Origin of the sequence: Pseudomonas sp. NFX71 (assembly GCF_048079215.1) — a bacterium.
Taxonomy (GTDB): Bacteria; Pseudomonadota; Gammaproteobacteria; order Pseudomonadales; family Pseudomonadaceae; genus Aquipseudomonas; species Aquipseudomonas fluorescens_B.
In genome coordinates, this window is record NZ_CP182230.1 from 5,953,225 (window position 1) to 5,978,779 (window position 25,555).

The following is a 25,555-nucleotide window of genomic DNA, read 5'->3' on the forward strand; positions in this document are numbered from 1 at the left end:
ATCCTTGGTCTGCGAACCCGCACACAGCTACCACCCAATTCGTTTCGCAGCGAACGGCGGCAGCTCTTCTTTCAAATACGAGGAAGATTTATTTATGCCAATGAACAATCCGTCTCACAGCTTCACCCCCATGTCCCAATTCGCCACCGACTACCCCGTCCTCCTAATCGACACCGACGCCCCCATCCGCGAACTGCACAATTGCGTCAGCGAACGCCTCAACGCCGTCCTCAAATACCTCAACCTCATGGCCTGCACCAGCCTGCCGGACTACGCCGAAAACGACATCAACACCGTCACCAACATCGCCTTGATCCTGCTCCGGGATGTAGGTGATGTATTTCGTGTGATTGAGCAGCGTGGGTTTGAGACGCCCAAAAATCAATGAACGAATTTCACACAAAAACCCGCGTTAATGCGGGTTTTTGTGGGTCCTGGCTACAGAATCTACTTTGTGCGCACCGGGATGACCGACTACACGATGCTTACTGGAAGCGATAAAACGGATCAGGCGCGAGGCATCAAACGAGCTAAACAGATACTCGATGCCATGAAAGGTAAATGACATGAGCGAAACGACATTCAATCCCGAGGATATGCCCATCCTCAATCTCGATACTTCTGGCACAAGTCGTCACGAAGCTTCCCGCTTCCTCGACAGCCCGGAAGTAATGGCTGCTTACATTGCTGAAAGCATGAAGGCGGGTGACACGGCGCTGGTTCATGCGCTGAGTGAAGTTGCAAAAGCTATTGGCGTAAACAAAGTCGCCCAGGAAGCAGGGGTCAACCGCGAAAGCCTTTATAAGGTGCTTAAAGGCGGAACGAAAATGCGCTTTGAGACAATCAGGAAGCTGATGACAGCGATTGGTCTGGAACTCACCGTACGCCCGGTAGCGGCACCAGCCGCAGCCCCCAGCAAGCCCAGACCTGTACCCGGAAAATCCGCTGCTCGGCCTGCTGCCGGTAAACCGAAGTCCAACGTTGCGGCAGCCAAAGATGTGAGCAAGCCTGTTACAGCCTAAAGCGGCTGGTTGTGGCTCAATTCGACAGTGCGACTTTCTTCAGCAGCTCATAAAGCCCATCAGGAACCAGCGGCCCGTCCTCAGTAAAACTTGCCCACGGGAGCCACTTCGCGACGAAAACTGCGCCATCGCTTTCTTGAGCGTCCAAGTGCGGCAACGCATAGACGCTGGCATCCACGAACTTCGCATCGTAGACCTGCACGATTTCGTGCCCTGGTATGCCGTTATACGTAAAGAGGCTTTCAAGAGTGCCAAGCAAGTGAACATCGGTGATGGGAAAACCGAGTTCTTCCTGAACTTCTCGCACAATGGCTTGTGCACTGGTTTCACCGAATTCGATTCCGCCACCGATCGGACGGAAAAATGGCTTTTCAGTGATGGGGTCGCGACTTTCGTTGACGAGTATCTTGCCATCGTGGTGGAAGACGCAAAGTGCGAGGGCGCGGATGCGTGGCGTGGTCACGAGGTTAAGTCCATTTATCTGGCAGAGTGTGTAACGGTCACGTTGCTAATCAATGTCTGCGACCGGGTTTCCAGACATAGTGGCTAAAAACAAAGACCGCCATTGCGAAGACAACAAACAGCATACCTACCGCAAGCCACCGCGGCAGTTCACTCAAAAACCCGATTTTATCAATGACCGGAACACTGAGAACGGTCCCAATCAAAGCCCCGACGATAACCCCTACCCTCGCCCCCCACACACTCGTGAACCGCTCCTCTTCGCCGAACTCAATCCGTTTCAACCTCGGCGCAAGGTAATACACGCCGAAAATGCAAAAGACCACGAAAGAGGCAAGTCCCACCGTCTTGAGATACGCGTCACCCACACCAAAAATTTGCTTCAGCCCCGCCACCAATATCACAGAGTAAAAACCTGAACTGGCAAAGACCATCGGCCATGCCCGGAGGTAGTAGCGCAACGTTCGAGCATCCATACGCACACGATCCATTAGGGGTACAGCAATCAAGCCCTGGTGAAATCAGAAGTTAGCCGGCGTATTCGCGCTAATGATTTCCGCTTCATCCGCCCCAATATTGCGAAACTTGTGCGGCAACGTCGTCGGAAAGTAGTAGCCGTCACCCGCGTTGAGCACACTGACCTGCCCATCAACTGTCAGCTCGACAGTGCCCCGCGTAACCAACCCACACTCCTCCCCTTCCGAGTGCACAATCGGCTCTTCCCCCGAACTCGCCCCCGGCGCGTACTGCTCCCGCAAAAGCCGCATCTGCCGACTCGGCACCGAAGCGCCAATCAGCAACAACCGCAGCCCATGACGCCCAAGATCCGGTTGTTCATTGGCGCGGAACACGTATTGGTGCTCACGCGGCGGCTGATCGAAGGTAAAGAAATCCGCCAAAGACATCGGTATGCCTTCGAGCAGTTTTTTCAGGGAGCTGACGGAGGGACTGACGCGATTCTGTTCGATCAGGGAGATGGTGGCATTGGTGACGCCGCTACGCCGGGCCAGCTCGCGCTGGGAGAGTTTGTAGCTTTCGCGTACTAATTTGAGTCGTGAGCCCGTGTCCATGACAGCCTTATGCGAGGAAAACTTAAGGGTTATGGGGGTGGATGGCGGGCGACTTTTGGCCGCGAAAGTACCGCTTCCCTGTCCCAGGATTGTGAAAGGCGGGTATTAAATCACGTTTGGTGGTGTTGCTCAGCAGGTTCGATGAATGGCCGAATAAAAAGCCAAAAGCGCGGGCCGCTCCGCCCCCGGCGTGAGCAAGCTCCCTCGCCACAGGGACATTTAGATCGTGTGGCGAGGGAGCCAGGCTTAGATGCCGAACCGATCGCGCAGCGCGTAATAGGCGGCACCCATGGCGGTGAGTGGGGCCTGAAAGGTGCGGCCACCGATCATGGGCATATGCGGCAAGGATGCGAAAGCGTCGAAGCGTTCGGCGTCGCCGCGGATCATTTCCGAGATCAGTTTGCCGGCCAGGTGCGAGCAGGTGACGCCGTGGCCGCTGTAGCCTTGCATGTAGTAGGCGTTTTTTTCTATGCGGCCGAATTGCGGCATGCGCGACATGGTCAGCAGGAAGTTGCCGGTCCAGCGGTAATCGATCTTCACGTCCTTCAGTTGCGGGAAGGTCTTGAGGATTTTCGGTTTGATCAGTTGCTCGATGTCGTCCGGTTCACGGGCGCCGTAGACCACTCCGCCGCCGTACAGCAGGCGGTTGTCGGCGGTGAGGCGGTAGTAGTCGAGCAGGTAATTGCAGTCTTCAACGCAGTAGTTGTTTTTGATCAGGCTGCGCGCAACCTTTTCCGACAACGGTTCGGTGACGACAATTTGCGAGCCGCACGGCATGCTTTTGCTGGTCACACGATTGTCGAGACCCTGCGGCAGGTAGGCGTTACCGGCGATCAACAGGTATTTGGCACGGACCAGGCCTTTGGCGGTGCGCACGGTGATCGGTTCGCCGTAGGTGATTTCCACCGCCGCCGATTGTTCGTAGATTTTGCCGCCCAGGCCGATGATGGCCGAGGCTTCGCCGAGGGCCAGGTTCAGCGGGTGGATGTGGCCACCCTGCATGTCGAGCAGGCCGCCGACGTAGTTGTCGCAACCGACTTCGCGCTTGATGTCAGCCGCGTCGAGCATTTTCAGGTTCTTGTTGCCGTAGCGTTCCCAGCTGCTTTTCTGCTCGGCCAGGCCTTTGAGCTGCTTTTTGTTCAGCGCGGCGAAGATGCCACCCGGCTTGTAGTCGCACTGGATGTCGTAGTGCTGTATGCGCTGACGGATGATGTCGGCGCCTTCGAAGATCATGCTGCCGAGGACTTCGGCGGTCTTGTCGCCGTAGCGTTCTTCGATGACATCGACATCGCGGCTGTAGGAATTGACCAGTTGGCCGCCGTTGCGACCGCTGGCGCCGAACCCGACTTTGGCGGCTTCGAGCACGGTCACGCTGTAGCCGGCTTCGGCAAGGAACAGCGCCGAGGACAAACCGGTGTAGCCGGCGCCGATGATGCAGACGTCGCAGTCCACCGCTTGCTCCAGCACCGGGAAGTCGCCGGTGAAGTTGCGGGTGGCGGCGTAGTAGCTGTTTACATGTGTTGTTTGTTTCATAGGTTTCTCCGATGGCCACTGGCATGTGCCGGCGACCGCCGTTGTAGAAGTGTTAAAGCTTGATCCAGGTCGCTTTGAGTTCGGTGTATTTGTCGAACGCGTGCAGCGATTTGTCCCGACCGTTACCCGACTGCTTGTACCCGCCGAACGGCGCGGTCATGTCGCCGCCGTCGTACTGGTTGACCCAGACGCTGCCGGCGCGCAAGCCGCGGGCGAAGGTGTGGGCCTTGCTCAAGTTGCTGGTCCAGACGCCTGCAGCCAGGCCGAAGATGCTGTCGTTGGCGATGGTCAAGGCTTCTTCCTCGGTGTCGAAGGTGATCAGCGACAGCACCGGGCCGAAGATTTCTTCACGGGCGATGGTCATGGCGTTGGTCACGCCGTCGAAAATCGCCGGTTCCACGTACAGGCCACCGGTGGCCTCAAGGGTGCGGCTGCCCCCCGCGATCAGTTGCGCGCCCTGGTCTTTGCCGACCTGGATATAGCGCAGCACGTTGTCCAGTTGACGCTGATCGACGACCGCGCCGACGGTGGTTTGCGGATCGAGAGCATGCCCCGGTTTCCAGGCTTGCAGCGCTTCCACCAGTAGCGGAATGAACTGCTCGCGAATCGAACGCTCGACCAGCAACCGCGAACCGGCGGTGCAGACTTCGCCCTGGTTGAAGGCGATCCCGCTGGCCGCTGCTTGTGCTGCCGCGCGCAGGTCCGGCGCGTCGGCGAACACCACGTTCGGGCTCTTCCCCCCGGCTTCGAGCCAGACGCGTTTCATGTTGCTTTGGCCGGCGTAGATCAGCAGTTGCTTGGCAATCGCGGTCGAGCCGGTGAAGGCCAGCACGTCGACGTCCATGTGCAACGCCAGCGCCTTGCCGACGGTGTGGCCGTAGCCCGGCAAGACGTTGAACACCCCTTTCGGAATGCCGGCGTCCAGCGCCAGCCGAGCGATGCGGATCGCGGTCAGTGGCGACTTTTCCGAAGGCTTCAAGATGAACGAGTTGCCCGCCGCCAGAGCCGGGGCGAACTTCCAGCTGGCCATGATCAACGGGAAGTTCCATGGCACGATGGCGGCGACCACACCGGCAGGTTCGCGGGTGATGAGGCCGAGTTGATCGTGCGGCGTGGCGGCGACTTCGTCGTAGATCTTGTCGATAGCTTCGGCGCTCCAGCGGATCGCGTTGGCGGTCGCCGGGATGTCGATGTTCATCGAATCGTTGATCGGTTTGCCCATGTCGAGGGTTTCGAGCAGGGCGAGTTCTTCCTGGTTGGCCAGGATCAAATCCGCGAAGCGAATCAAAATGCGCTTTCGCTCTGCGGGCGCCAAACGCGCCCAGATGCCGGATTCGAAGGTGCGGCGCGCGACGGCCACGGCTTCGTTGGCGTCGGCTTCGTCGGTGCTGGCAACGTTGGCCAGGAAACGGCCGTCGACCGGGCTGATGCATTCGAAGGTGTCACCGCTGAGGGCGGCGCGGTATTGGCCATCGATGAAGGCGCGGCTTTCGATGGTCAGGGACTGGAAGCGTTGTTCCCAGTCGCTGCGAGTGTTTGTCATTGTTGTGACTCGACGCAGAGGAATAGGGGGTCGTGTTAACCGATGGGATGAGCGATGAGTACCCTGTGGCGAGGGAGCTTGCTCCCGCTGGGTTGCGAAGCGACTCCAAAAGGCAGTCCTTCGGCCTCCAGCGGGAGCAAGCTCCCTCGCCACAGGTTGAATGTCAGCCCATCAAACGGTGTGCAGATACCAGTTGTACTCAAGGTCCGAGATGGAGTTCTCGAACTCGGCCAGCTCGCTTTCCTTGCACGCCACGAATACGTCGATGTACAGCGGGTCGATGTATTTGGCCATGACTTCGCTGTCGTCCAGTTCGCGCAGCGCATCGCGCAGGTTGTTCGGCAGGCTTTGTTCGTTTTGCTCGTAGCTGTTGCCTTCCACCGGAGCACCCGGCTCGATCTGGTTGGTCAGGCCGTGGTGAATACCGGCCAGCACCGAGGCCATCAGCAAGTACGGGTTGGCATCCGCACCGGCAACGCGGTGTTCGATGCGCACCGAGTCCGGCGAACCGGTCGGCACACGGACCGCGACGGTGCGGTTGTCGATGCCCCAGCTCGGCGAGTTCGGCACGTAGAACTGCGCGCCGAAACGGCGGTACGAGTTGACGTTCGGGCAGAGGAACGCCATCTGCGCCGGCAGGGTCTCGAGCACACCGCCGATCGCGTGTCGCAGCGCGGCGTTCTGCTCGGGATCCTCGCTGGCGAAGATGTTGTTGCCTTCTTTGTCGAGAATCGAAATGTGCACGTGCAAGCCGTTGCCCGCCTGGCCCGGGTACGGCTTGGCCATAAACGTGGTGTCCATCTCGTGGTCGTAGGCGATGTTCTTCACCAGACGCTTGAGCAACACCGCGTAGTCGCAGGCCTTGATCGGGTCATTGACGTGATGCAGGTTCACTTCGAATTGCGCCGGGGCGCTTTCCTTGACGATGGCGTCGGCAGGAATGCCCTGCTCTTTCGCGCCTTCGAGGATGTCTTGCAGGCAATCGACGTATTCGTCGAGGTCGTCGATCAGATACACCTGAGTCGACACCGGACGCTTGCCCGATACCGGCGAACGCGGCGACTGCGGACGACCGTTCACGTTGTCCTGGTCGATCAGGTAGAACTCGAGTTCGAACGCGGCGCAGATGGTCAGGCCAAGTTCGTCGAACTTGCGCACCACATTGGCCAGCACTTCACGCGGGTCAGCGAAGAACGCCTCGCCCTCCAGTTCGTGCATGGTCATCAGCAACTGAGCGGTCGGGCGCTTCTGCCATGGCTCGATGCTCAGGGTGCCAGGGATGGGGTAGCAGATCCGATCCGAGTCACCGATGTCCAGACCCAGGCCGGTGCTTTCCACCGTAGAACCGTTGATGTCCAGGGCAAACAGCGACGCCGGGAGGTTGATGCCTTTTTCGTAAACCTTATGAAGACTGGTGCGTTCGATGCGCTTGCCGCGCACCACACCGTTCATATCCGCAATCAGAAGGTCGACGTACAAAACCTCAGGATATTTCTTAAGGAATGCGTTTGCTTCGTTGAGTTGAACGGTACGCAGAGGGACCGACATGATGCACCTATTAGCTGTTAATTATTATGTTCACTACCTTGTTGCGAGCCCAGTCAACCCGAACGGCAAAGTGAAGTCAATAGCGAACACCCGGCCTCTCATCCGTTATTTTTGGGCCTTTTTCGGGCACGAGAGTGCCAGATGAACCTTGAGCGCCGCGCAAAGACTAGCGATCGGACGTGTGGCGTTTAGAATTTTTTACATGAGAGTTGTTAATTAAAATCAACAAGGCTAAGCTCCGGAAAAGCTCGTTCAAGTGTGAAACTTCGAGGTGATAAAAATGGCATTCAAGCCATTGATCGGCGTTACAGCGTGCGTCAAACAGATTGGCCTGCACCCCTACCATGTCAGCGGCGACAAGTACTTGCGTGCTGTCAGCGTCGCGGCTTTGGGGCTGCCCGTCGTCATTCCTTCCTTGGGCGAACTGACCGAAATCGATGACCTGCTATCGCAGCTCGACGGCCTGTTGCTCACCGGCTCGCCGTCGAATGTGGAACCCTTCCACTATCAAGGCCAGGCCAGCGCTCCCGGCACGGATCACGATCCAGCGCGGGACGCCACCACCCTTCCCTTATTGCGTGCAGCCATTGCGGCGGGCGTTCCGGTGCTCGGCATCTGCCGCGGCTTCCAGGAAATGAACGTGGCGTTTGGCGGCAGCCTGCATCAGAAGGTGCATGAACTGCCGGGCATGCTCGATCACCGAGAAGCGGACAGCCCCGAGCTGGCGGTGCAATACGCTCCGGCACATGCGGTGACAGTGCAACCGGGTGGCGTGTTCCAAGCGCTGGAGTTGCCGGCCGAGTTCATGGTCAATTCGATTCACAGCCAGGGCATCGACCGCCTCGCGCCCGGCCTACGCGCCGAAGCGATTGCGCCGGACGGCCTGATCGAGGCGATTTCGGTGGACCACAGCCCGGCCTTCGCCGTCGGCGTGCAATGGCACCCGGAATGGCAGGTACTTTCGAATCCGCCCTATTTGAGTATTTTCCACGCGTTCGGCGATGCATGCCGGCGACGGGCCGCGCTGCGTAAAACCCGCTGACCCAAAAAACCCATTTACTGCCCCCGCGAGTTTGGCGGGCGTGCCTTTGCACGTCCGTGACTCGCGAAAACAACACACTGCAATAACAACAAGTACGACCCAGGCAGCCAGGACGGCGGCGCCGAATAAGCCCGCCCAGTGCTGGCTTGCAATCAACTATTAAGTCAGGCCGCGTTGGCCCGACGACTGAAACCTGTTGGGAGTTTCACATGGCAAACGCCTCCAGCATTTACAGGAAGGCTCTTGAAGGTCACCCGTCACCGAAAAAGGTGCTGGTGAAAGTCGACCGCGTCACCAAGAAATTCGATGAAACCACCGCAGTGGACGATGTCTCGCTTGAGATTCATCAAGGGGAAATCTTCGCCCTGCTCGGCGGTTCCGGTTCCGGCAAATCGACGCTGCTGCGCATGCTCGCCGGCTTCGAGCGCCCGACCGAAGGGCGGATTCTGCTCGATGGCGTGGACATCACCGACATGCCGCCGTACGAACGGCCGATCAACATGATGTTCCAGTCGTACGCCCTGTTCCCGCACATGACTGTGGCGCAAAACATCGCCTTCGGCCTGAAGCAGGACCGTTTGCCCGCCAGTGAAATCGACGCCCGCGTGGAAGAAATGCTGCGCCTGGTGCACATGACCCAATACGCCAAACGCAAGCCGCATCAACTGTCCGGCGGCCAGCGTCAACGTGTGGCCCTCGCCCGCTCCCTGGCCAAGCGTCCAAAGCTGTTGCTGCTCGATGAGCCGATGGGCGCACTGGATAAAAAACTGCGTTCGCAAATGCAGCTCGAGCTGGTGGAAATCATCGAGCGCGTCGGCGTGACCTGCGTGATGGTGACTCACGATCAGGAAGAGGCCATGACCATGGCCCAGCGCATCGCGATCATGCACCTGGGCTGGATCGCCCAGATCGGCAGCCCGGTCGACATCTATGAAGCCCCGGTCAGCCGAATGGTCTGCGAGTTCATCGGCAACGTGAACGCCTTCGAAGGCACGGTCGTGGAAGACCTTGAAGGGCACGCGATCATTCACAGCAAGGATCTGGAACAGAAGATCTACGTCGGTCACGGCGTCAGCACGTCGGTGCAGGACAAGTCGATCACCTACGCGATCCGTCCGGAGAAAATGCTGGTCAGCACCACCCAACCCGAGTCCCGCTACAACTGGTCCCAGGGCAAGGTGCATGACATCGCCTACCTCGGTGGTCACTCGGTGTTCTACGTCGAATTGCCCGGCGGCAAAGTCGTGCAGTCGTTCATGGCCAATGCCGAACGCCGTGGCGCGCGTCCGACCTGGGACGACAAGGTCTACGTGTGGTGGGAAGACGACAGCGGCGTGGTACTGCGCTCATGAAAACACTCAATCAGCAGTTCATGCGGCTGATGCCGAGTGGTCGAAAGCTCGTCATCGGGATTCCTTTCCTGTGGCTGTGCCTGTTTTTCCTGTTGCCGTTCTTCCTGGTGATGAAGATCAGCTTCTCGGAAGCGGCGCTGGCCATTCCTCCTTACTCCGAGATCTACACCTTCGCCGAACAGAAATTCCAGCTGTTCCTCAACGTCGGCAACTACTTGCTGCTGACCGAGGATGAGTTGTACATCTCGGCTTACTTCGGCTCATTGAAGGTCGCGTTTTTCAGCACGCTGATGTGCCTGGTGATCGGCTTCCCGATGGCCTACGCGATCACTAAAGCGAGCAAGGAAGCGCAGAACGTCTTGCTGCTGTTGATCATGATGCCGACCTGGACCGCGATCCTGATCCGCGTTTACGCGTGGATGGGCATCCTCAGCAACAACGGTTTGCTCAACGCGTTTCTGATGTGGACCGGGCTGACCGATCACCCGATCGAGATCCTCAACACCAACACGGCCGTGTACATCGGGGTGGTGTATGCCTACTTGCCGTTCATGGTGTTGCCGCTGTACGCCAACCTGGTCAAGCACGATCAAAGCTTGCTGGAAGCGGGTTCCGACCTGGGTTCGAGCAACTTCAACAACTTCTGGAAAATCACCGTGCCGCTGGCCAAGAACGGGATCATCGCCGGTTGCATGCTGGTGTTCATTCCGGTGGTCGGTGAGTTCGTGATTCCGGAACTGCTGGGCGGCCCGGAAACCCTGATGATCGGTCGCGTGCTGTGGCAAGAGTTCTTCAACAACCGCGACTGGCCGGTGGCGTCTGCCCTGGCGGTGGTGATGCTGTTGATCCTGATTGTGCCGATTCTGCTGTTCAATCGCAGCCAGGCCAAAGAGATGGAGGCACGGGGATGAAACGCTTCGGATTTTCAAAGTTCATGCTGATTTTCGGCCTGTCGTTTATCTACCTGCCGATGCTGATCCTGGTCATCTACTCGTTCAACGCTTCGAAACTGGTGACGGTGTGGGGCGGCTGGTCGTTCAAGTGGTACGCCGGCCTGCTCGACAACACCCAATTGATGGGCTCGGTGGTGCGCTCGCTGGAAATCGCCTGCTACACCGCGATTGCCGCAGTGGCACTGGGGACGTTGGCGGCGTTTGTGCTGACTCGCGTGACGCGCTTCAAGGGCAGGACGTTGTTTGGTGGCCTGGTCACCGCGCCGTTGGTGATGCCGGAAGTGATCACCGGTCTGTCGCTGTTGCTGCTGTTCGTGGCCATGGCGCAACTGATCGGCTGGCCACAGGAACGCGGCATCGTCACCATCTGGATCGCCCACACGACATTCTGTGCGGCGTATGTGGCGGTGGTGGTGTCGGCGCGCTTGCGCGAGCTGGACCTGTCCATCGAAGAAGCCGCCATGGACCTCGGGGCGAAGCCGTTCAAGGTGTTTTTTCTGATCACCATCCCCATGATCGCGCCGTCACTGGCGGCCGGCGGCATGATGTCGTTTGCCCTGTCGCTCGACGATTTGGTGTTGGCGAGCTTCGTGTCGGGGCCGGGGTCGACGACCCTGCCAATGGAAGTGTTCTCGGCGGTGCGCCTGGGTGTGAAGCCTGAGATCAACGCCGTGGCCAGCCTGATTCTGCTCGCCGTTTCGATCGTGACGTTCATGGTCTGGTACTTCAGCCGCCGCGCCGAAGCCAGCCGTAAACGGGCGATCCAGGAAGCGATGGACCAGACCGCCAACGAATCGTGGCAGCAACCGAAAAAGCAAATGGTAGAAGCGACGGTTTAGTGCCGTTGCTGAAGCGGTCAGTGAACACCAAACCTGTGGCGAGCGAGCTTGCTCGCGCTGGGTTGCAAAGCGACCCCGAAAAATCCGGCAACCCTGCCAATTTTGTGAGTGCTACGCACTCAAGCGGGAGCAAGCTCCCTCGCCACAGGAGTTTTGTTTACTCCACAGGTTTTGTGTTGACTCCACGGGTTTTGGGTTTGCTGCAAAGGTTTTATGTTCACTGCATTTTTGCTGTGTGATTTTGAATAAAAAGAGAATTGGAGTTGTACCGATGAAAATGTTTGGCAGGACTCTGCTGACGCTGTCCTTAATGGGCGCAATGGCCACTGGCGCCCAGGCCAATGACAAGGTTCTGCGCGTCTACAACTGGTCCGATTACATCGCCCCGGACACCGTCAAGAAATTCGAAGACGAGACCGGCATCCGCGTGACCTACGATGTATTCGACAGCAATGAAACCCTTGAGGCACGCCTGCTCGCGGGCAAATCCGGCTACGACATCGTCGTGCCGTCCAACAGCTTCCTGGCCAAGCAGGTCAAGGCCGGCGTCTATCAGGAACTGGACAAGTCGAAGCTGCCGAACTGGAAAAACCTCAACCCGGTCCTGCTGAAAAACGCATCTGCCAGCGACCCGGATAACGCTCACGCCTTCCCGTACATGTGGGGCTCGATCGGCATTGGTTTCAACCCGCAGAAGGTCAAGGAAGTGCTCGGCGCCAACGCCCCGACCAACTCCTGGGACTTGCTGTTCAAACCGGAAAACGCGGAAAAACTGAAAGCCTGCGGCATCAGTTTCCTCGATTCGCCGACCGAGATGCTGCCCGCGGCTTTGCACTATCTGGGTTACCCGGTGAACTCGCAGGACAAGGCGCAGATCGCCGAAGCGGAAGCGCTGTTCATGAAGATCCGGCCGTCGGTGGCGTACTTCCATTCGTCGAAGTACATCTCCGACCTGGCCAACGGCAACATTTGCGTGGCGGTCGGTTACTCCGGCGACGTGTTGCAAGCCAAGGCCCGCGCGCAGGAAGCGGGCGACAAGGTGAAGATCGACTACAGCATTCCGAAAGAAGGCGCCGGCAGTTTCTACGACATGGTCGCGATCCCGCGGGATGCGGCGAACGTCGAGAACGCCTACCTGTTCATGAACTTCCTGATGCGCCCGGACATCATCGCCGAGATCACCAACAACATCGGCTACAGCAACGCCAACGCAGCGGCCACGCCGTTGGTGGATGAAGCGATTCGCAATGATCCGGGCTCGTATCCACCGCTGGCCGTGATGGCGACGTTGTATGCGATTCCTGACATGCCGATCGGGGTTCAGCGGGTGATGACCCGGGGCTGGACACGGGTGAAGCTCGGGAAGTAAAAAATATTTGTGAACACCCCGGATCAAGCCCGCTCCCACAGTTTGATCCGGGATGATCACTCGTTTTCCGTTCACGCAGCGCCTTACCACCGCTGCACTCCTCTCTGACGAACGGCCTCACCTGGCTTCCTCGGTTCAGGTGAATTTGGCGCCCTCCTCGGGCGCCTTTTTTATGCCGGAACCAACGGCCATTCGGCCAGCGCCCGATAGCGGCCCTTGTGGGATTCAAACAAGACGAACCGGTCCGCCCGCAGAAGAAACTCCGGCGGCGTCGCCGATTCAGGCACCGGCGCCCGATAGTCGCGCATCAACGTCAGGTGTGGCCGGAACTCCTTCGGCGTCTCCTCAAAACCGAACGGCGACATCGCCTGCTCCAGCGCATACACCAGCCGCAACAACTCCGGCGGCGCTTGCTCCGGCGCGAGAACCAGCACCCCTGCCCTGCGCCAGACATCCAGCCGATCCAGCGCCACTCGCAACGCCACACCGGGAACACGCACCTTCGCCGCCGCCACGCAGATCTCGGCAATCTGCGCTACGCCAACCGTGCCCAGAAACAGCAACGTCAGGTGAAAGTTTTCCGCCGGCACCGGGCGCCCATGACGCAATTGCAGCGCACTGCGCCACTGGGCGATGGCCTTGCGTTGCTCGGGCGGGCAGCTCAACGCGAAAAACAGCCGTTTGACCGGCTCCGGGGTTTCGTCGCTCACACCTGGCACCTCCTGACATGCACGTTATAGTTGAACCAACCGAATCTACGGGACGGGGCCATGCGAGAAATCATCAGCAAAGAGCCATGGTGGGCCATGCCACCGCAACCGGGTCAGGATGAGTCAGAACTGGAATGGGGCTGGCTGGTTCACTATAGCGAAGGTGAACCGCGTTTCGAATTCGTCAGGGAGCGACCGACGGACAGCGAGATCCAAAATCGAAAAAGTTGCAGGATCACCCCCGCGTCGGAGTGATCCCGTGATTGATGCTCAAGCCTTCACGATCATTTCAAAACCACCGAACACCAGGCGCTGCCCATCGAACGGCATCGGATTGACGTCCGGCTGCATGCGCGGATCGTTCATGAGTTTTTCCATCCCGGCGTCTCGGGTTGCCTTGTCCGGCCAGATGATCCAGGAAAACACGACGGTTTCGTCTTCCTTGAGTTTCACCGCCAGCGGAAACGACGTCACCTTGCCGTCGGGCACATCGTCACCCCAGCATTCGGCGAGGCTCAGCGCGCCGCTTTCCTTGAAAATGGCTGCAGCGGTTTCGGCGTGTTTCTTGAATTTTTCGCGGTTGGCGGTGGGTACGGCGGCGAGGAAGCCATCAACGTAGGACATGGTCGTTCTCCTTGGGTTATGGGTCGTTCTGCGGGTTAGTCGGTTGGGGCGGACTCCAATCGACCGTGTCGCCGTCCGAACCGACCGACGGTACTTCGGCACTCCCCGCCAGATTGCCCTCGATCTGACTGGCCATGTACAACGTCCCCGCCATCACACCGGTGGTCGGGTTCTGCACCATTTTTATCCAGGCTTTGTCGAACGTATTGCCCAGACTGCTGCGAATCAGCGCCTCGCTGTCCGGCCGGTCGCTGGCCTGAATCAACGCGCGAATCCCCGCCACGCCCAGAGTAATCAAGCCTCCTGCGAGCTTGCCCGCCGCTGCGGACACCGCGCTGGCGGCACCGCGCGGGGCCATTTCGGCTTCCATCCGCTGGCTCGCGCGTTTGGCCACGGGTGCCATGGCGGTGTCGGTCGAATCAACGCCCTTGCTACCGCCGGCCTTGTGGATCTTGTCGATCAGCGCCGCGTAAGCCGGCAACGTGTTCAGCGGCTGGGTGTGCACGACCTGGTACAGCGTCGCATCCCGTGCGGGCGGCGGACCCAGGGCGATGGCCGGGATTTTCTGGATACGGCCATTGAGCTGGGCCATGGGGACGCCGTGGCGCTGGGAGATTTTTTGCAGTTCTTCCTGAAGAATATCCACGTAGAACACCGTGGCCAGGCCGAGGATCTGGTCGGGATCAATCTCGACCGCGACCGGGGCCAGCACACGTTTCTGGTATTGCTCCAGCAGATAGGCTGCCAGGCGCTTGGACGAAGCATCCTGCTCGCCCTTTGCGCTGAGGGAGTACCAGCTGACCTTCATCGACAGCCATTCCTGGGTCCAGTAGCTGCTGAACCAGGGAATGAAATTTTCTTCGGTGAGTTGATAGACCCGGGTGCGCCAGTAATCCATGGCGCCACGGGAGTAGATTCTTGCCTGTTCGGTGGCGGACCGGGACGCGGCGATGATGTCCCGATCCACCAGCTGCCAGGTGCTCTGGGAAATGATCACCGGCGGCGCTGGCGCCGGGGCGCGCGCAGGCATGGCGCATCCCGCCAACACCAGCAGCACGGCGACGATCAGCGAACGCAGGTTCAAGATCGCATGTCCTACAGTCTTCCCGTGAACAGGTTATTCGGGGGTTAAGGCACCCTGATTTGAGTATAGGCGTCGGTGAGGGCCTGCTCTGGGGTTGATGGTGTTGCTGAGTGCCTCATCGCTGGCAAGTCCGCCATGAGGCACTCAAGAACACCACAAAAACCGACCATCACTTCCGTCGATATTCACCATCGCCGCGAATGCCTTCCGCTCGTGAACCGTCAGCGTAGGATCGACCTCAACCCGACACAAAACCCCGAACCGGAGGGGCAAAATCATGTTGATCCATCTGCTGACCTGCCTGGCCCTGACAGCCTTCACGCTGACCGTTTTTTCGTGGTACGTCCTGACCGAGGAGCGCACATCATGATCCACACCGTCACCCTCGCCGTGAGCTTTCCGGTGTTCGGCAACAACTACTACTCGCAGCAGGTCGTTTCGCGTAAGGAGCTGTCGCTGGTGTTCGACAAGAATTTCGAAGCGCTGCTGATGCCGGCCGCCGCCAACCACTTCAGCAACGAAGTAGTCGGGCTCAACGATCAGTTCCGCTTTTTGAATGATGTGCTGGCCGAGCACCTGCTGGATGCCGAACTGGCCCAACATTCCTCCCGTTCGTTCACTTTTTGAGTGCGGCCCATCAGTGCCATCCGTGCATCGGCCGGCACGTCGGCCTGAGGGAAGTTCAGGCTCCATAGGGAACACATGGCTTCCTCATCAGCGCCACTTGAGTCCATTTTCCATTTGAAGAACGCGCTATTGCGCACAAACCTCACGAACACACCCGCGTAACCATCGGTGCACCGGATCGGCATCCAGCCGGGGGTGCCAAAGCATGGCGACGGTGAATTCCGCCAAGGAAAACGGCAGCGCAAAGCTGTGCATGCCCGCCCGCAGGTTTTCGGTGTGCCGCTCAGGAACGGTAGCGATCAAGTCAGTGGCGCGGGCGAGCGCCAACGCGGTGGAGAAACCGGCAACGATGGTCACGATCTGCCGCTCCAGTTGCAACGTCACCAGCGCTTCATCGACCGGCCCCTTGTCGAGCCCACGCCGCGAAACACTGATGTGGCCGCCCGCCGCGTAGCGTTCCGGGGTGATCTCGCCCTGGCTTAGCGGGTGCCCCGTACGCACCACGCCGATAAAACGGTCGCGAAACAAACCCTGCGTACGCAGCTCGGGCCCGGCGGCCCTCCCCACCACACCGGTTTCCAAATCAACGCTCCCATCACGCAGCGACGTGCTGTCCTTGTCAGGTTTGTGCATGAAGCGCAGACGCACGCCAGGCGCTTGTTCGGCGAGGCGTTCAATGAGCGGCGCGCCGAAGTTCTCCACAAACCCCTCGCTGGTGCGCAACGTGAAAGTGCGCACCAGTTGTTTCAAGTCAGGCTGCTGCGCCGGACGCAACACCGCCTCGGCGTCCTGCACCAGCTGGCTGACCCGCTCGCGCAGTTCCAGCGCCCGCGGCGTGGCGACGAGCCCTCGCCCGGCCCTGACCAGCAACGGATCGCCCGTGGTTTCACGCAAACGCGCCAACGCCCGACTCATCGCTGAAGGGCTCAACCGCAAGCGTTTCGCCGCACGCGCCACGCTGCCCTCGGCGAGCAGCACATCAAGGGTGATCAGCAGATTGAAATCAGGATTGGACATGGCTCGCCCCGCGACAAAGTGAGATGGCGTTGAACGCACGAATACAGTGCAAAGCATGCGCCTTCCGCCATGTTAGGTGCTGGCGTAGATTTCTGACAGCTCCGCTTTGGGAGTGCCAGATCAAGAGAGACAGAATGAAGCCGACTATTGCCCTCGTAGACAACGCACCACAGACACCCTCCGTGCGCTGGGCGCTGATCAGCCTGTCGCTGTCGATGCTGCTGTCGTCGCTCGGCACCAGCATCGCCAATGTGGGGTTGCCGACGCTGGCGCAGGTGTTCAACGCGACGTTCCAGGAAGTGCAGTGGATCGTCATTGCTTATCTGCTGGCGATCACCACGCTGATCGTCAGCGTCGGTCGGCTCGGTGACCTGATCGGGCGTCGACGCTTGCTGCTCGGCGGCATCGGCGTGTTCACCCTGGCCTCGGCACTGTGCGCTTGTGCTCCGACACTGGGCATGTTGATTGGCGCCAGGGCCCTGCAAGGGCTCAGCGCGGCGATCATGATGGCGCTGACCATGGCCTTCGTCGGCGAAACGGTAGCGAAGGACAAAACCGGCAGTGCCATGGGTTTGCTCGGAACGATGTCGGCGATTGGCACCGCGATGGGACCGTCGCTCGGCGGTCTGCTGATTGCCGGTTTCGGCTGGCGGGCGCTCTTCCTTGTCACCGTGCCCTTGGGCCTGATGACGTTGCTGCTCGCACATCTTAATCTACCCGCCGACCGCCAGAGGCCAGCCACCGGGCGTGCCCGTTTCGACATGTGGGGCACCCTGGTGTTGGCGCTGACGTTGGCGGCGTATGCGCTGGCCATGACCCTCGGCCGCGGCCATTTCGGGCTGTTCAATATGAGTTTGCTGTTGGCCGCGGGGGTCGGCGTGGGGCTTTTCGCGTTCGTCGAGACACGAGTCGCTTCGCCGTTGATTCGACTGGCGATGTTTCGCAACCCGGTGCTGAGCGACAGCTTGGCGATGAGCACGCTGGTGGCGACGGTGATGATGGCGACGCTCGTGGTCGGGCCGTTTTACCTCGCCCATGGACTTGGACTGGAAGCGGTTGTGGTGGGACTGGTGCTGGCGGTCGGGCCGTGTGTCGCGGCGTTGACGGGGGTGCCCGCTGGCCGGATCGCCGACCGTTTCGGCGCACAACGGATGACGGTCGCCGGGCTGATCGCGATGGCCGTCGGTTGCCTTGCACTGTCGGTGTTGCCACGGACAATCGGCATCGGCGGTTACGTTGTGCCGATGGTGGTCATCACACTCGGCTATGCGGTCTTCCAGACGGCCAACAACACCACAGTCATGACCGATGTTGCGCCAGACCAGCGCGGTGTTGTCTCGGGCATGCTCAACCTGTCGCGCAATCTCGGACTCATCACCGGAGCTTCCGCGCTGGGCGCCGTGTTCGCCCTTGCCTCGCAGGCAGCCGACATCGCCACCGCGCAACCCGAAGCCGTAGCCCACGGAATGCGGGTCACCTTCGCGGTAGCGCTGGGGCTGATCGTGGTTGCGCTTTGTGTAGCGCCGACTCGACCACCAGCAATCGACCGCCCTCCTCAACCCACCACAAAACCTCTGTAGGAGCTGCCGCAGGCTGCTCCTACAGGGGGATGTGTTGGCTCTTGCGGATTCAGCGGGTCTTACTGTTTGATCACAACCAGCGGTTCGCCTTTCTTCACGATGTACGTCGCCAGTTCGGAGCCGGTTTTTGTCCCGACGTTCTTCGCGATATGCGCGACGCCAGCCGGGATGTACAGCGAGTCACCGGCCTTCAGCGTGACCGGAGGCTGCCCTTCCAGTTGATATTCGAACGTGCCGTCGATGACATAAGCCACTTCCACGCCTGGATGGGAGTGGTTGGGTGACGAGACGCCCGGATCAATATCAACCCGAACCTGGATCACTTCGCGACCGTCGACGTCGAGATCCTTTTTCAGAAGATCGGTGCGATGAATCCCTGTCTGCCAGCTTTTTGCAGGGGCTTTCACTTCTTCGGCCTGAGACACGCCGGAGAACGCAGCGAGTGCGGCGGTGGTGACAACAGCGACACCGAGCATTTTGACAGCGTGACGAGCATTGATGCGGAACATGGCGTTTCTCCGGTTATACCGTTGTGGTGCCCTCATTAGGCCGCCGCCGTGTATCCCGTACGTGTCGTGGACGCCATGGATTTGTAAGCGAAGATAGCTGTGGGCGCGGCGGATACGTAGGGATACAAACGGCCAACTCATCTGGAGGTGTTGAGCACCACTGCCGCACGAATCAGCGCCTTGAGCGCCTGCTCATCAATCGCATCGCCCTCATGCAGATCAATCGCCCGTCGGGTGTTGCCCTCAAGGCTGGCGTTGAAGAGGCCCGAGGGATCGTCCAGCGAGGCACCCTTGGCGAAGGTCATCTTCACGGCGGTCTTGTACGTCTCTCCCGTGCAGATGATCCCGGCATGCGACCACACCGGCACGCCTCGCCACTTCCATTCCTCGACCACGTCGGGGTCTGCCTGCTTGATGATCGCCCGGATGCGCGCGAGCGTCTCGCCCCGCCAGTCATCCAATTCCTTGATTCGGGTGTCGATCAGCGCAGAGGCCGATTCGCCGCCGCTGCTTTCCTTCTTCATGGTGCTCGCTCCTGTGCAACAAGGGTCGAATCAGTATTGCCGACTTGCGCAATCTCTCCAGGCGCAACGTGACCGGCTGGCCGCACAAGGTTGCGAGTGAGGCAATCGCGGCCTATGGTCCAAGCGATGCATTGTTGGCAACGGAGGCGCGAGGACGTGCTGCCGGTTGCCGTCCTTCAGTGCGAATACCCGCGAAGAGGTGACAACATGCTGAACGATTCCCGCCCTGCCGTGCTTGAACTGATTGGCAACACGCCGCTGGTGCGCGTCAGCCGTTTTGATACCGGCCCGTGCACGCTGTTTCTCAAGCTCGAATCGCAGAACCCCGGCGGCTCGATCAAGGACCGCATCGGCCTGGCGATGATTGACACCGCCGAGCGCGATGGTCGGCTCAAGCCCGGTGGCACGATCGTCGAAGCCACCGCCGGCAACACCGGGCTCGGCCTGGCGCTGGTCGGCCGCGCCAAGGGTTATCGAGTGGTGTTGGTGGTGCCGGACAAGATGTCCACCGAGAAAGTCCTCCACCTCAAGGCCATGGGCGCCGAGGTGCACATCACCCGCTCCGACGTCGGCAAGGGCCATCCCGATTATTACCAGGACGTCGCGGCGCGGCTGGCGCTGGACATTCCCGACGCATTCTTCGCCGACCAGTTCAACAACCCCGCCAACCCGCTCGCCCATGAGTGCAGCACCGCGCCGGAGATCTGGGCGCAGACCCAGCATGACGTGGATGCCATCGTCGTCGGTGTCGGTTCGGCCGGCACGCTGACCGGGTTGACCCGATTCTTCAAGCGCGTGCAGCCGGATCTGGAAATGGTGCTGGCCGATCCGGTCGGTTCGGTAATGGCCGAATACAGCCGCAGTGGCACCATGACCACACCCGGTTCGTGGGCCGTGGAAGGTATCGGTGAAGACTTCATTCCGTCGATTGCCGACCTGTCCAGCGTGCGCCACGCCTATTCGATCAGCGACGAGGAAAGCTTCGACCACGCCCGCCAGTTATTGCGCGCCGAAGGCATTCTCGGTGGTTCTTCGACCGGCACCTTGCTGGCCGCGGCGCTGCGTTATTGCCGCGAGCAAACCGAGCCGAAGCGCGTGGTCAGCTTCGTCTGCGACACCGGCACCCGCTACCTGTCGAAGGTCTACAACGACCAGTGGATGAACGATCAAGGGCTGCTGGCACGCAAACCTTATGGCGATCTGCGCGACGTGATCGCGCGGCGGTTCGAGGATGGCCGGGTGATCAGCGTCGGACCGGACGACACCTTGCTCACGGCATTCCAGCGCATGCGCCTGGCGGATGTGTCGCAACTGCCGGTGCTGGTGGACGGCAAGCAACTGGTCGGTGTGATCGACGAATCCGACATTCTGCTGGGCATGGCGGAAGATCCTTCACACTTCCGCTTGACCGTGGCCAGCGCAATGACCGACAAAGTGGAAACCCTGCCAGCCAGCGCCAGCATGGCCCAGCTGCAGACCGAACTCGATCGCGGGCTGGTGGCGATCATCGCCGACGCGTCGGGCTTCCATGGCCTGATTACCCGCGTCGACCTGCTCAATCATTTGCGGAGATCCCTTGCATGAGTCAACACGATGAAAACGCCGCGCCGCGTGCCTTCGCCACTCGGGTGATCCACGCCGGGCAGGCACCGGACCCGACCACCGGCGCATTGATGCCGCCGATTTATGCCAACTCCACCTACCTGCAACAGAGCCCCGGCGTGCACAAGGGTTTCGACTACGGCCGCTCGCACAACCCGACGCGCTTTGCCCTGGAGCGCTGCGTCGCCGACCTGGAAAGCGGCACCCAGGCCTTCGCGTTCGCCTCGGGGCTGGCGGCGATCTCCACCGTGCTGGAGCTGCTCGACGCCGGCTCGCACATTGTCTCTGGCAATGACCTGTACGGTGGCACCTTCCGGCTGTTCGACAAGGTGCGCAAACGCAGCGCCGGCCATCGTTTCAGTTTCGTCGACCTGACTGACCTCGCGGCCTTCGAAGCGTCCTTGCAGGACGACACCCGGATGGTCTGGGTCGAAACGCCGAGCAACCCGTTGCTGAGCCTCACGGACCTTACCGCCGTCGCACGCATCTGCCGCGCGCGCGGCATCATTTGCGTGGCCGACAACACCTTTGCCAGCCCGTGGATCCAGCGGCCGCTGGAGCTGGGTTTCGACATCGTGCTGCACTCGACGACCAAATACCTCAACGGCCACTCCGACGTGATCGGCGGCATCGCCGTGGTCGGGCAGAACCCCGAACTGGCGGAACGCCTGGGCTTTTTGCAGAACTCGGTGGGTGCGATCGCGGGACCGTTCGACGCCTTCCTGACCCTGCGCGGCGTGAAGACCCTGGCGCTGCGCATGGAGCGACACTGCAGCAACGCGCTGGAACTGGCGCAATGGCTGGAACGTCAACCGCAGGTGGCGCGCGTCTACTATCCGGGCCTGCCGTCACACCCCCAACATGAATTGGCCAAGCGGCAGATGCGCGGTTTCGGCGGAATGATTTCTGTCGATCTGAAAAGTGATCTGGCCGGCGCCACGCGTTTCCTCGAGAGCGTGCGCATCTTCGCCCTGGCCGAGAGTCTGGGCGGCGTGGAAAGCCTGATCGAGCACCCGGCGATCATGACCCACGCCACCATCCCCGCCGACACCCGCGCACAACTTGGGATCGGCGACGGGTTGGTACGATTGTCGGTGGGGGTTGAGGATGTCGAGGATTTGCGTGCCGACCTGGCTCAGGCGCTGGCGCGGATCTGAACAACGGAGGGGCATTCAAACCTTTGCGCAATCTCGCAAAGGTTTCCTGTTCACACTTAGGCGCGCGTGCACACGTGTGTGGCAAGGGGATTTATCCCCTCGCCACAGGTTTCTTTCCCGCCTGAAGATTTACTCAAGTGAACAGCATCAGTGCCTGTGCGTTATTTGTCGGATTTGATGCTGGTCCAGACCCGCGTGCGAACCCGCTCGAGTTTTTGCGGCAACGGCTGCACCACGTACAGCGTTTTCAACGCTTCGCTGGTCGGTGTCAGGTTCGGGTTGCCGGTGATCTCTTTGTTGATCAGCGCAATCGAGTCCTTGTTGGCGTTGGGGTAGCCGAGGAAGTCACTGATCGGGGCGATGACTGTCGGGTCCAGCAAGGTGTTGAGAAATTCGTGGGCTTCTTCAACGTTCTTCGCGCTTTTCGGGATGGCGAAGGTATCAAACCAGATCGGCGCACCTTCCTTCGGCAAGCGCCAATCGACCACCACGCCGTTGCCCGCCTCCTTGGCGCGATTGCCGAACTGGTAGAAGCTGCCGGAGTAGCCGATGGCGACGCAGATATCGCCGTTGGCGATGTCGGTCATGTACTTGGCGGAGTTGAAGTAGGTGACGTAAGGCCGGATTTTCAGCATCAGTGCCTTGGCTTTTTCGTAGTCGTCCGGGTTCTGGCTGTTAGGGTCCAGGCCCAGGTAGTGCAACGCCAGCGGCAGGATTTCCGAAGGTGAGTCGAGCATCGCGACGCCGCAGGATTTGAGCTTCTCCATGTTCTCCGGCTTGAACACCAGGTCCCAACTGTCCACCGGCGCATTCTCGCCCAGCGCGGCCTTGACCTTGGCCGGGTTGAAGCCGATCAGCACGGTGCCGTACATGTAAGGCACGCCGTACTGATTGCCGGGGTCGTTCTTGTCCAGCAACGCGAGCAGTGCCGGGTCCTGGTGCTTCCAGTTCGGCAGTTTGGACTTGTCGAGCTTCTGGAACACTCCGGCCTTGATCTGGGTTTCGATGAACTGGTTGGACGGCACCACCAGGTCATAGCCCGAGTTACCGGTGAGCAACTTGGCTTCCAGCGACTCGTTGGTGTCGAAGGTGTCCCAGGTCACTTTGATGCCGCTTTTCTCGGCGAAGTCCTTGGGCACGGACGGCAGGATGTAATCCGCCCAGTTGTACACCCGCAGTTCCCGCTGTTCGGCGTGCACGGCGCTGGCCAGCAGCGTCAGCCCACACACGGTGGCGCCCAGTATGCGTTTCATCGTGACCATGAATGAATTCCCCAAGTGTGTCGCTCGTTGGTTTTTATGTTCTGTGCACGGCAGGACTTGAAAATTGCCAAGGGCAAGGAAAACGGGATTCTTGTTGTGATGTTGTCAGCGTGCTGGAACAGCAACGCTGCTTCGATTCTTGCTGACGAACTGGGCAGTTCATAGTGCGAGGTCGGCCAAAAGGGGATCGAAATGGCCAATATCGGTGTCCCGCTTGATCTGGTCGTTAGTGGGGGGCTTTGTTCCCCTGAAACATAGAATCTCCCACAGGAAGCTGCGGTGTTTTGCGGAGACAATGACGAAAACGACAAAGCCCGCACAAGGCGGGCTTTGGGATTCGAGTAGGTGGCCGGTGCTGGTCTCCGGCTTACAAGGTTTATCAGGATTCTCACAGAACAGTTTTGTGCTCTTCTGCTTCACACGGCATAAGGGCTGGATCTCAGCGCGGAGATCTTTCTAACCGTGTACCCTTCGGAACGCGCCCCACGTGTCCTTGCCATCCGTTTGCGCATCAGTCTGCGTCTTCACCTACATGTTCAATAGTAGCCCACCGTCAGCCGTGCGGAACGGTATTTTTAGATCGATTTGATCCGCCACGAAGCCCGGCAGGAAGCAAAGAAAATAACCCTCCCGAAGCGGCCATCCCAGCATACCTGCGCAATTTGGCAACAGTGTTTCTCCAGCGGGCCGCTATTTGAGGAAAGCCTAAACTCTTAGCATCGACTTCACCCGGTGAACAAATGAATCAAACAGCCACTTAGTCACCGGGACCCACCGAAACTCGATGCGAAGGTGAACACCATGAAAACGTTAAAGATCGCGATGTTTCTGGCACTTGCCGGTGTAGCCGCACAGGCCTACTCGGATGAAACTCCCACTGATGCGGCCAGCCAGATTCCGGTTGAAAGTTACTCTTACGGCATGAAACTCGACATCCAGAAAATCATTACCGTGTCCGATACAGGAGACGAGTGCGCGCCGGTGCCGAAGCAAATGACCTATGAAGACTCGAAGGGTCAACGCCATATCCTTCAGTACCAGGTGATGGGCACCGGCTGTTCGAATGGTTGAGGACCGTGCGGACGATGGGGGGTCGACACTCCATGCCTGCCGCCCCCCCCCTACATCAGCGCCCGGCGGCTGAACCGGCGATCGCTTCATCGGATGCCAATAACACCGGTATGTAATCCTTCAGAAATTCCACCCATGTCTTTATCTTTGCGTCCACGAACTTTCGTGACGGGTAGATCGCAAACAAGTTGAACTCTTCAAAGTGATACTCCGGCAATACACGCACTAGCGTGCCTGCTCTTAGACCGTCAACGGCAGATGCAATCGGTTGAATACCGATCCCCATCCCGTTTGTGATCGCGACAGTCATTGCATCGGCCGTGTTGACGTGAAACGGAGAGACCGGAATGTTCACCGTCTCCACGCCATCAGGCCCTTCGAATGCCCAGTTTTCAACCGGCATGACCGTATTCACGATCCGCAAACAATCATGTTCGCCAAGCGCCGTTGGAGACTCCGGACAGCCACGTTTCTTCAAGTACACCGGCGAGGCGCAGAGAATGCTGTAAGTGATGCCAAGCCTTTGCGCGACAAACCCTGAATCGGGCAGATCCCGCGCCAGCACAATCGACATGTCATACCCCTCCTCCAGCAAGTCAGGCAGTCGATTGGTCACGGTCAGGTCGAACATCACCGACGGATGCGTCTCCCTGTATTTGGCAATGGCATCGATCACGTAATGATTGCCGATGGCGGACATCGCGTGAATCTTCAGCCTGCCCACCGGGGTGGTATGAGCGGTGCCCGCTTCCTCGTCGGCTTCACGCATCTCATCCAGAATTTTCTCGCAGCGCTGCAAGTAGCGAACCCCGGCTTCGGTCAACGCCAGGCGCCGGGTAGTGCGATTGATCAGGCGGGTTTTCAGCCTGGCCTCCAGACTGGTCACCGCTTTGGACACGTTGGTCGTGGTGGTGTCCAGTATCTGCGCCGCCGCCGTGAAGCTGCCGGTTTGAGCGACGGCGACGAAACAACGCATGGTCTGGAAAATGTCCATTGCAGGACCTCGGAAAAGGGATAAAAAAAAGCGACCTTACAGAAGGCCGCCCTTCTCGTCT

Annotated in this window: 27 protein-coding genes and 1 pseudogene; 14 read left to right on the top strand and 14 right to left on the bottom strand. The window is 59.6% G+C overall.

What is annotated here, in order from left to right:
• The first annotated feature begins 94 nt into the window (after positions 1–94).
• From ACM1ZW_RS27540 to ACM1ZW_RS27550, 3 genes and pseudogenes are all read left to right on the top strand, one after another.
• Positions 95–388, top strand: a complete 294-nt coding sequence (locus ACM1ZW_RS27540) for a fructose-bisphosphate aldolase (protein ID WP_416740853.1) — start codon at positions 95–97, stop codon at positions 386–388.
• A 27-nt stretch (positions 389–415) separates the two neighbouring features.
• A pseudogene (locus ACM1ZW_RS27545) lies at positions 416–565 on the top strand (type II toxin-antitoxin system RelE/ParE family toxin); the annotation flags it as partial.
• Between the two features lies 1 nt (position 566).
• A complete protein-coding gene (locus ACM1ZW_RS27550) occupies positions 567–1,022 on the top strand; it encodes an addiction module antidote protein (protein WP_416739763.1) in 456 nt (151 codons plus the stop codon).
• A gap of 16 nt (positions 1,023–1,038) precedes the next feature.
• On the opposite strand, the gene ACM1ZW_RS27555 is transcribed toward ACM1ZW_RS27550, so the two are convergent.
• From ACM1ZW_RS27555 to ACM1ZW_RS27580, 6 genes are all read right to left on the bottom strand, one after another.
• Positions 1,039–1,485 carry an NUDIX hydrolase gene (locus tag ACM1ZW_RS27555; protein WP_414884460.1) on the bottom strand — a complete coding sequence of 149 codons (447 nt, stop codon included), beginning with the start codon at positions 1,483–1,485 and terminating at the stop codon, positions 1,039–1,041.
• A gap of 49 nt (positions 1,486–1,534) precedes the next feature.
• Entirely contained in the window at positions 1,535–1,960 is a 426-nt protein-coding gene (locus tag ACM1ZW_RS27560) for a hypothetical protein (protein WP_416739764.1), read from the bottom strand.
• 45 nt (positions 1,961–2,005) lie between these two features.
• Positions 2,006–2,554: a cupin domain-containing protein gene (locus ACM1ZW_RS27565; protein ID WP_095136571.1), complete on the bottom strand. Its 549-nt coding sequence runs from the start codon at positions 2,552–2,554 to the stop codon at positions 2,006–2,008.
• A gap of 246 nt (positions 2,555–2,800) precedes the next feature.
• The gene (locus tag ACM1ZW_RS27570) at positions 2,801–4,087 is read right to left on the bottom strand and encodes an NAD(P)/FAD-dependent oxidoreductase (protein ID WP_017338195.1); all 1,287 of its coding nucleotides are present in this window, start codon (positions 4,085–4,087) and stop codon (positions 2,801–2,803) included.
• Between the two features lie 52 nt (positions 4,088–4,139).
• A complete protein-coding gene (locus ACM1ZW_RS27575) occupies positions 4,140–5,630 on the bottom strand; it encodes an aldehyde dehydrogenase (protein WP_416739765.1) in 1,491 nt (496 codons plus the stop codon).
• A gap of 171 nt (positions 5,631–5,801) precedes the next feature.
• A complete protein-coding gene (locus ACM1ZW_RS27580) occupies positions 5,802–7,178 on the bottom strand; it encodes a glutamine synthetase family protein (RefSeq protein ID WP_017338193.1) in 1,377 nt (458 codons plus the stop codon).
• 280 nt (positions 7,179–7,458) lie between these two features.
• Between ACM1ZW_RS27580 and ACM1ZW_RS27585 the strand changes: the two genes are divergently transcribed.
• From ACM1ZW_RS27585 to ACM1ZW_RS27605, 5 genes are all read left to right on the top strand, one after another.
• Complete coding sequence (locus tag ACM1ZW_RS27585; RefSeq protein WP_416739766.1) at positions 7,459–8,220, top strand: gamma-glutamyl-gamma-aminobutyrate hydrolase family protein; 762 nt, start codon at positions 7,459–7,461, stop codon at positions 8,218–8,220.
• A gap of 209 nt (positions 8,221–8,429) precedes the next feature.
• On the top strand, positions 8,430–9,572 hold the full coding sequence (locus ACM1ZW_RS27590; RefSeq protein WP_017338191.1) for an ABC transporter ATP-binding protein: 1,143 nt from the start codon (positions 8,430–8,432) through the stop codon (positions 9,570–9,572).
• 29 nt (positions 9,573–9,601) lie between these two features.
• Positions 9,602–10,483 (top strand): ABC transporter permease subunit, encoded by an 882-nt coding sequence (locus ACM1ZW_RS27595; RefSeq protein ID WP_162491080.1) that lies wholly within the window; start codon positions 9,602–9,604, stop codon positions 10,481–10,483.
• Complete coding sequence (locus ACM1ZW_RS27600) at positions 10,480–11,364, top strand: ABC transporter permease subunit (RefSeq protein ID WP_017338189.1); 885 nt, start codon at positions 10,480–10,482, stop codon at positions 11,362–11,364. The genes ACM1ZW_RS27595 and ACM1ZW_RS27600 overlap by 4 nt, the downstream gene beginning before the upstream one ends.
• Positions 11,365–11,635: 271 nt before the next feature.
• Positions 11,636–12,733, top strand: a complete 1,098-nt coding sequence (locus ACM1ZW_RS27605) for a polyamine ABC transporter substrate-binding protein (RefSeq protein WP_017338188.1) — start codon at positions 11,636–11,638, stop codon at positions 12,731–12,733.
• Between the two features lie 170 nt (positions 12,734–12,903).
• Here the strand turns inward: ACM1ZW_RS27605 and thpR are convergent, their stop codons facing one another.
• On the bottom strand, positions 12,904–13,443 hold the full coding sequence (gene thpR, locus ACM1ZW_RS27610) for an RNA 2',3'-cyclic phosphodiesterase (protein WP_416739767.1): 540 nt from the start codon (positions 13,441–13,443) through the stop codon (positions 12,904–12,906).
• Positions 13,444–13,503: 60 nt separating this feature from the next.
• Here thpR and ACM1ZW_RS27615 point away from each other — a divergent pair, with 60 nt between their 5' ends.
• Complete coding sequence (locus ACM1ZW_RS27615) at positions 13,504–13,698, top strand: hypothetical protein (protein WP_017338186.1); 195 nt, start codon at positions 13,504–13,506, stop codon at positions 13,696–13,698.
• Positions 13,699–13,713: 15 nt separating this feature from the next.
• Here ACM1ZW_RS27615 and ACM1ZW_RS27620 read toward each other — a convergent pair whose 3' ends face one another.
• Together ACM1ZW_RS27620 and ACM1ZW_RS27625 are read right to left on the bottom strand one after the other, a co-directional pair.
• A complete protein-coding gene (locus ACM1ZW_RS27620) occupies positions 13,714–14,067 on the bottom strand; it encodes a DUF1428 domain-containing protein (protein ID WP_017338185.1) in 354 nt (117 codons plus the stop codon).
• A 16-nt stretch (positions 14,068–14,083) separates the two neighbouring features.
• Entirely contained in the window at positions 14,084–15,151 is a 1,068-nt protein-coding gene (locus ACM1ZW_RS27625; protein ID WP_017338184.1) for a hypothetical protein, read from the bottom strand.
• Positions 15,152–15,517: 366 nt separating this feature from the next.
• Between ACM1ZW_RS27625 and ACM1ZW_RS27630 the strand changes: the two genes are divergently transcribed.
• Positions 15,518–15,778 carry a hypothetical protein gene (locus ACM1ZW_RS27630; protein WP_017338183.1) on the top strand — a complete coding sequence of 87 codons (261 nt, stop codon included), beginning with the start codon at positions 15,518–15,520 and terminating at the stop codon, positions 15,776–15,778.
• 126 nt (positions 15,779–15,904) lie between these two features.
• Here the strand turns inward: ACM1ZW_RS27630 and ACM1ZW_RS27635 are convergent, their stop codons facing one another.
• Positions 15,905–16,795 carry a LysR family transcriptional regulator gene (locus ACM1ZW_RS27635; RefSeq protein WP_416739768.1) on the bottom strand — a complete coding sequence of 297 codons (891 nt, stop codon included), beginning with the start codon at positions 16,793–16,795 and terminating at the stop codon, positions 15,905–15,907.
• A 134-nt stretch (positions 16,796–16,929) separates the two neighbouring features.
• Here ACM1ZW_RS27635 and ACM1ZW_RS27640 point away from each other — a divergent pair, with 134 nt between their 5' ends.
• On the top strand, positions 16,930–18,375 hold the full coding sequence (locus ACM1ZW_RS27640) for an MFS transporter (RefSeq protein ID WP_416739769.1): 1,446 nt from the start codon (positions 16,930–16,932) through the stop codon (positions 18,373–18,375).
• A 59-nt stretch (positions 18,376–18,434) separates the two neighbouring features.
• Here the strand turns inward: ACM1ZW_RS27640 and ACM1ZW_RS27645 are convergent, their stop codons facing one another.
• Together ACM1ZW_RS27645 and ACM1ZW_RS27650 are read right to left on the bottom strand one after the other, a co-directional pair.
• Complete coding sequence (locus tag ACM1ZW_RS27645) at positions 18,435–18,884, bottom strand: cupin domain-containing protein (protein WP_017338180.1); 450 nt, start codon at positions 18,882–18,884, stop codon at positions 18,435–18,437.
• Positions 18,885–19,021: 137 nt separating this feature from the next.
• On the bottom strand, positions 19,022–19,408 hold the full coding sequence (locus ACM1ZW_RS27650; protein ID WP_414884455.1) for a DUF1801 domain-containing protein: 387 nt from the start codon (positions 19,406–19,408) through the stop codon (positions 19,022–19,024).
• 207 nt (positions 19,409–19,615) lie between these two features.
• On the opposite strand from ACM1ZW_RS27650, the gene ACM1ZW_RS27655 reads away from it, so the two are divergent.
• Positions 19,616–20,992: a pyridoxal-phosphate dependent enzyme gene (locus ACM1ZW_RS27655; RefSeq protein ID WP_017338178.1), complete on the top strand. Its 1,377-nt coding sequence runs from the start codon at positions 19,616–19,618 to the stop codon at positions 20,990–20,992.
• Entirely contained in the window at positions 20,989–22,167 is a 1,179-nt protein-coding gene (locus tag ACM1ZW_RS27660; protein WP_414884454.1) for a cystathionine gamma-synthase, read from the top strand. Before ACM1ZW_RS27655 ends, ACM1ZW_RS27660 begins: the two co-directional genes overlap by 4 nt.
• Positions 22,168–22,328: 161 nt before the next feature.
• Here ACM1ZW_RS27660 and ACM1ZW_RS27665 read toward each other — a convergent pair whose 3' ends face one another.
• Entirely contained in the window at positions 22,329–23,429 is a 1,101-nt protein-coding gene (locus ACM1ZW_RS27665) for a polyamine ABC transporter substrate-binding protein (RefSeq protein ID WP_017338176.1), read from the bottom strand.
• A gap of 801 nt (positions 23,430–24,230) precedes the next feature.
• Here ACM1ZW_RS27665 and ACM1ZW_RS27670 point away from each other — a divergent pair.
• Positions 24,231–24,500: a DUF2790 domain-containing protein gene (locus tag ACM1ZW_RS27670; RefSeq protein ID WP_017338173.1), complete on the top strand. Its 270-nt coding sequence runs from the start codon at positions 24,231–24,233 to the stop codon at positions 24,498–24,500.
• Positions 24,501–24,555: 55 nt separating this feature from the next.
• Here the strand turns inward: ACM1ZW_RS27670 and ACM1ZW_RS27675 are convergent, their stop codons facing one another.
• Positions 24,556–25,494, bottom strand: a complete 939-nt coding sequence (locus tag ACM1ZW_RS27675; protein ID WP_017338172.1) for a LysR family transcriptional regulator — start codon at positions 25,492–25,494, stop codon at positions 24,556–24,558.
• Positions 25,495–25,555 lie beyond the last annotated feature (61 nt).

What these genes read in the sequence shown, in the direction of transcription:
- ACM1ZW_RS27540 (WP_416740853.1), top strand. Translation starts at nt 95, where the DNA reads ATGCCAATGAACAATCCGTCTCACAGCTTCACCCCCATGTCCCAATTC.
- ACM1ZW_RS27550 (WP_416739763.1), top strand. Translation starts at nt 567, where the DNA reads ATGAGCGAAACGACATTCAATCCCGAGGATATGCCCATCCTCAATCTC.
- ACM1ZW_RS27560 (WP_416739764.1), bottom strand. Translation starts at nt 1,960, where the DNA reads ATGGATGCTCGAACGTTGCGCTACTACCTCCGGGCATGGCCGATGGTC.
- ACM1ZW_RS27565 (WP_095136571.1), bottom strand. Translation starts at nt 2,554, where the DNA reads ATGGACACGGGCTCACGACTCAAATTAGTACGCGAAAGCTACAAACTC.
- ACM1ZW_RS27570 (WP_017338195.1), bottom strand. Translation starts at nt 4,087, where the DNA reads ATGAAACAAACAACACATGTAAACAGCTACTACGCCGCCACCCGCAAC.
- ACM1ZW_RS27575 (WP_416739765.1), bottom strand. Translation starts at nt 5,630, where the DNA reads ATGACAAACACTCGCAGCGACTGGGAACAACGCTTCCAGTCCCTGACC.
- ACM1ZW_RS27580 (WP_017338193.1), bottom strand. Translation starts at nt 7,178, where the DNA reads ATGTCGGTCCCTCTGCGTACCGTTCAACTCAACGAAGCAAACGCATTC.
- ACM1ZW_RS27585 (WP_416739766.1), top strand. Translation starts at nt 7,459, where the DNA reads ATGGCATTCAAGCCATTGATCGGCGTTACAGCGTGCGTCAAACAGATT.
- ACM1ZW_RS27590 (WP_017338191.1), top strand. Translation starts at nt 8,430, where the DNA reads ATGGCAAACGCCTCCAGCATTTACAGGAAGGCTCTTGAAGGTCACCCG.
- ACM1ZW_RS27595 (WP_162491080.1), top strand. Translation starts at nt 9,602, where the DNA reads ATGCCGAGTGGTCGAAAGCTCGTCATCGGGATTCCTTTCCTGTGGCTG.
- ACM1ZW_RS27600 (WP_017338189.1), top strand. Translation starts at nt 10,480, where the DNA reads ATGAAACGCTTCGGATTTTCAAAGTTCATGCTGATTTTCGGCCTGTCG.
- ACM1ZW_RS27605 (WP_017338188.1), top strand. Translation starts at nt 11,636, where the DNA reads ATGAAAATGTTTGGCAGGACTCTGCTGACGCTGTCCTTAATGGGCGCA.
- ACM1ZW_RS27615 (WP_017338186.1), top strand. Translation starts at nt 13,504, where the DNA reads ATGCGAGAAATCATCAGCAAAGAGCCATGGTGGGCCATGCCACCGCAA.
- ACM1ZW_RS27620 (WP_017338185.1), bottom strand. Translation starts at nt 14,067, where the DNA reads ATGTCCTACGTTGATGGCTTCCTCGCCGCCGTACCCACCGCCAACCGC.
- ACM1ZW_RS27630 (WP_017338183.1), top strand. Translation starts at nt 15,518, where the DNA reads ATGATCCACACCGTCACCCTCGCCGTGAGCTTTCCGGTGTTCGGCAAC.
- ACM1ZW_RS27635 (WP_416739768.1), bottom strand. Translation starts at nt 16,795, where the DNA reads ATGTCCAATCCTGATTTCAATCTGCTGATCACCCTTGATGTGCTGCTC.
- ACM1ZW_RS27640 (WP_416739769.1), top strand. Translation starts at nt 16,930, where the DNA reads ATGAAGCCGACTATTGCCCTCGTAGACAACGCACCACAGACACCCTCC.
- ACM1ZW_RS27645 (WP_017338180.1), bottom strand. Translation starts at nt 18,884, where the DNA reads ATGTTCCGCATCAATGCTCGTCACGCTGTCAAAATGCTCGGTGTCGCT.
- ACM1ZW_RS27650 (WP_414884455.1), bottom strand. Translation starts at nt 19,408, where the DNA reads ATGAAGAAGGAAAGCAGCGGCGGCGAATCGGCCTCTGCGCTGATCGAC.
- ACM1ZW_RS27655 (WP_017338178.1), top strand. Translation starts at nt 19,616, where the DNA reads ATGCTGAACGATTCCCGCCCTGCCGTGCTTGAACTGATTGGCAACACG.
- ACM1ZW_RS27660 (WP_414884454.1), top strand. Translation starts at nt 20,989, where the DNA reads ATGAGTCAACACGATGAAAACGCCGCGCCGCGTGCCTTCGCCACTCGG.
- ACM1ZW_RS27665 (WP_017338176.1), bottom strand. Translation starts at nt 23,429, where the DNA reads ATGGTCACGATGAAACGCATACTGGGCGCCACCGTGTGTGGGCTGACG.
- ACM1ZW_RS27670 (WP_017338173.1), top strand. Translation starts at nt 24,231, where the DNA reads ATGAAAACGTTAAAGATCGCGATGTTTCTGGCACTTGCCGGTGTAGCC.
- ACM1ZW_RS27675 (WP_017338172.1), bottom strand. Translation starts at nt 25,494, where the DNA reads ATGGACATTTTCCAGACCATGCGTTGTTTCGTCGCCGTCGCTCAAACC.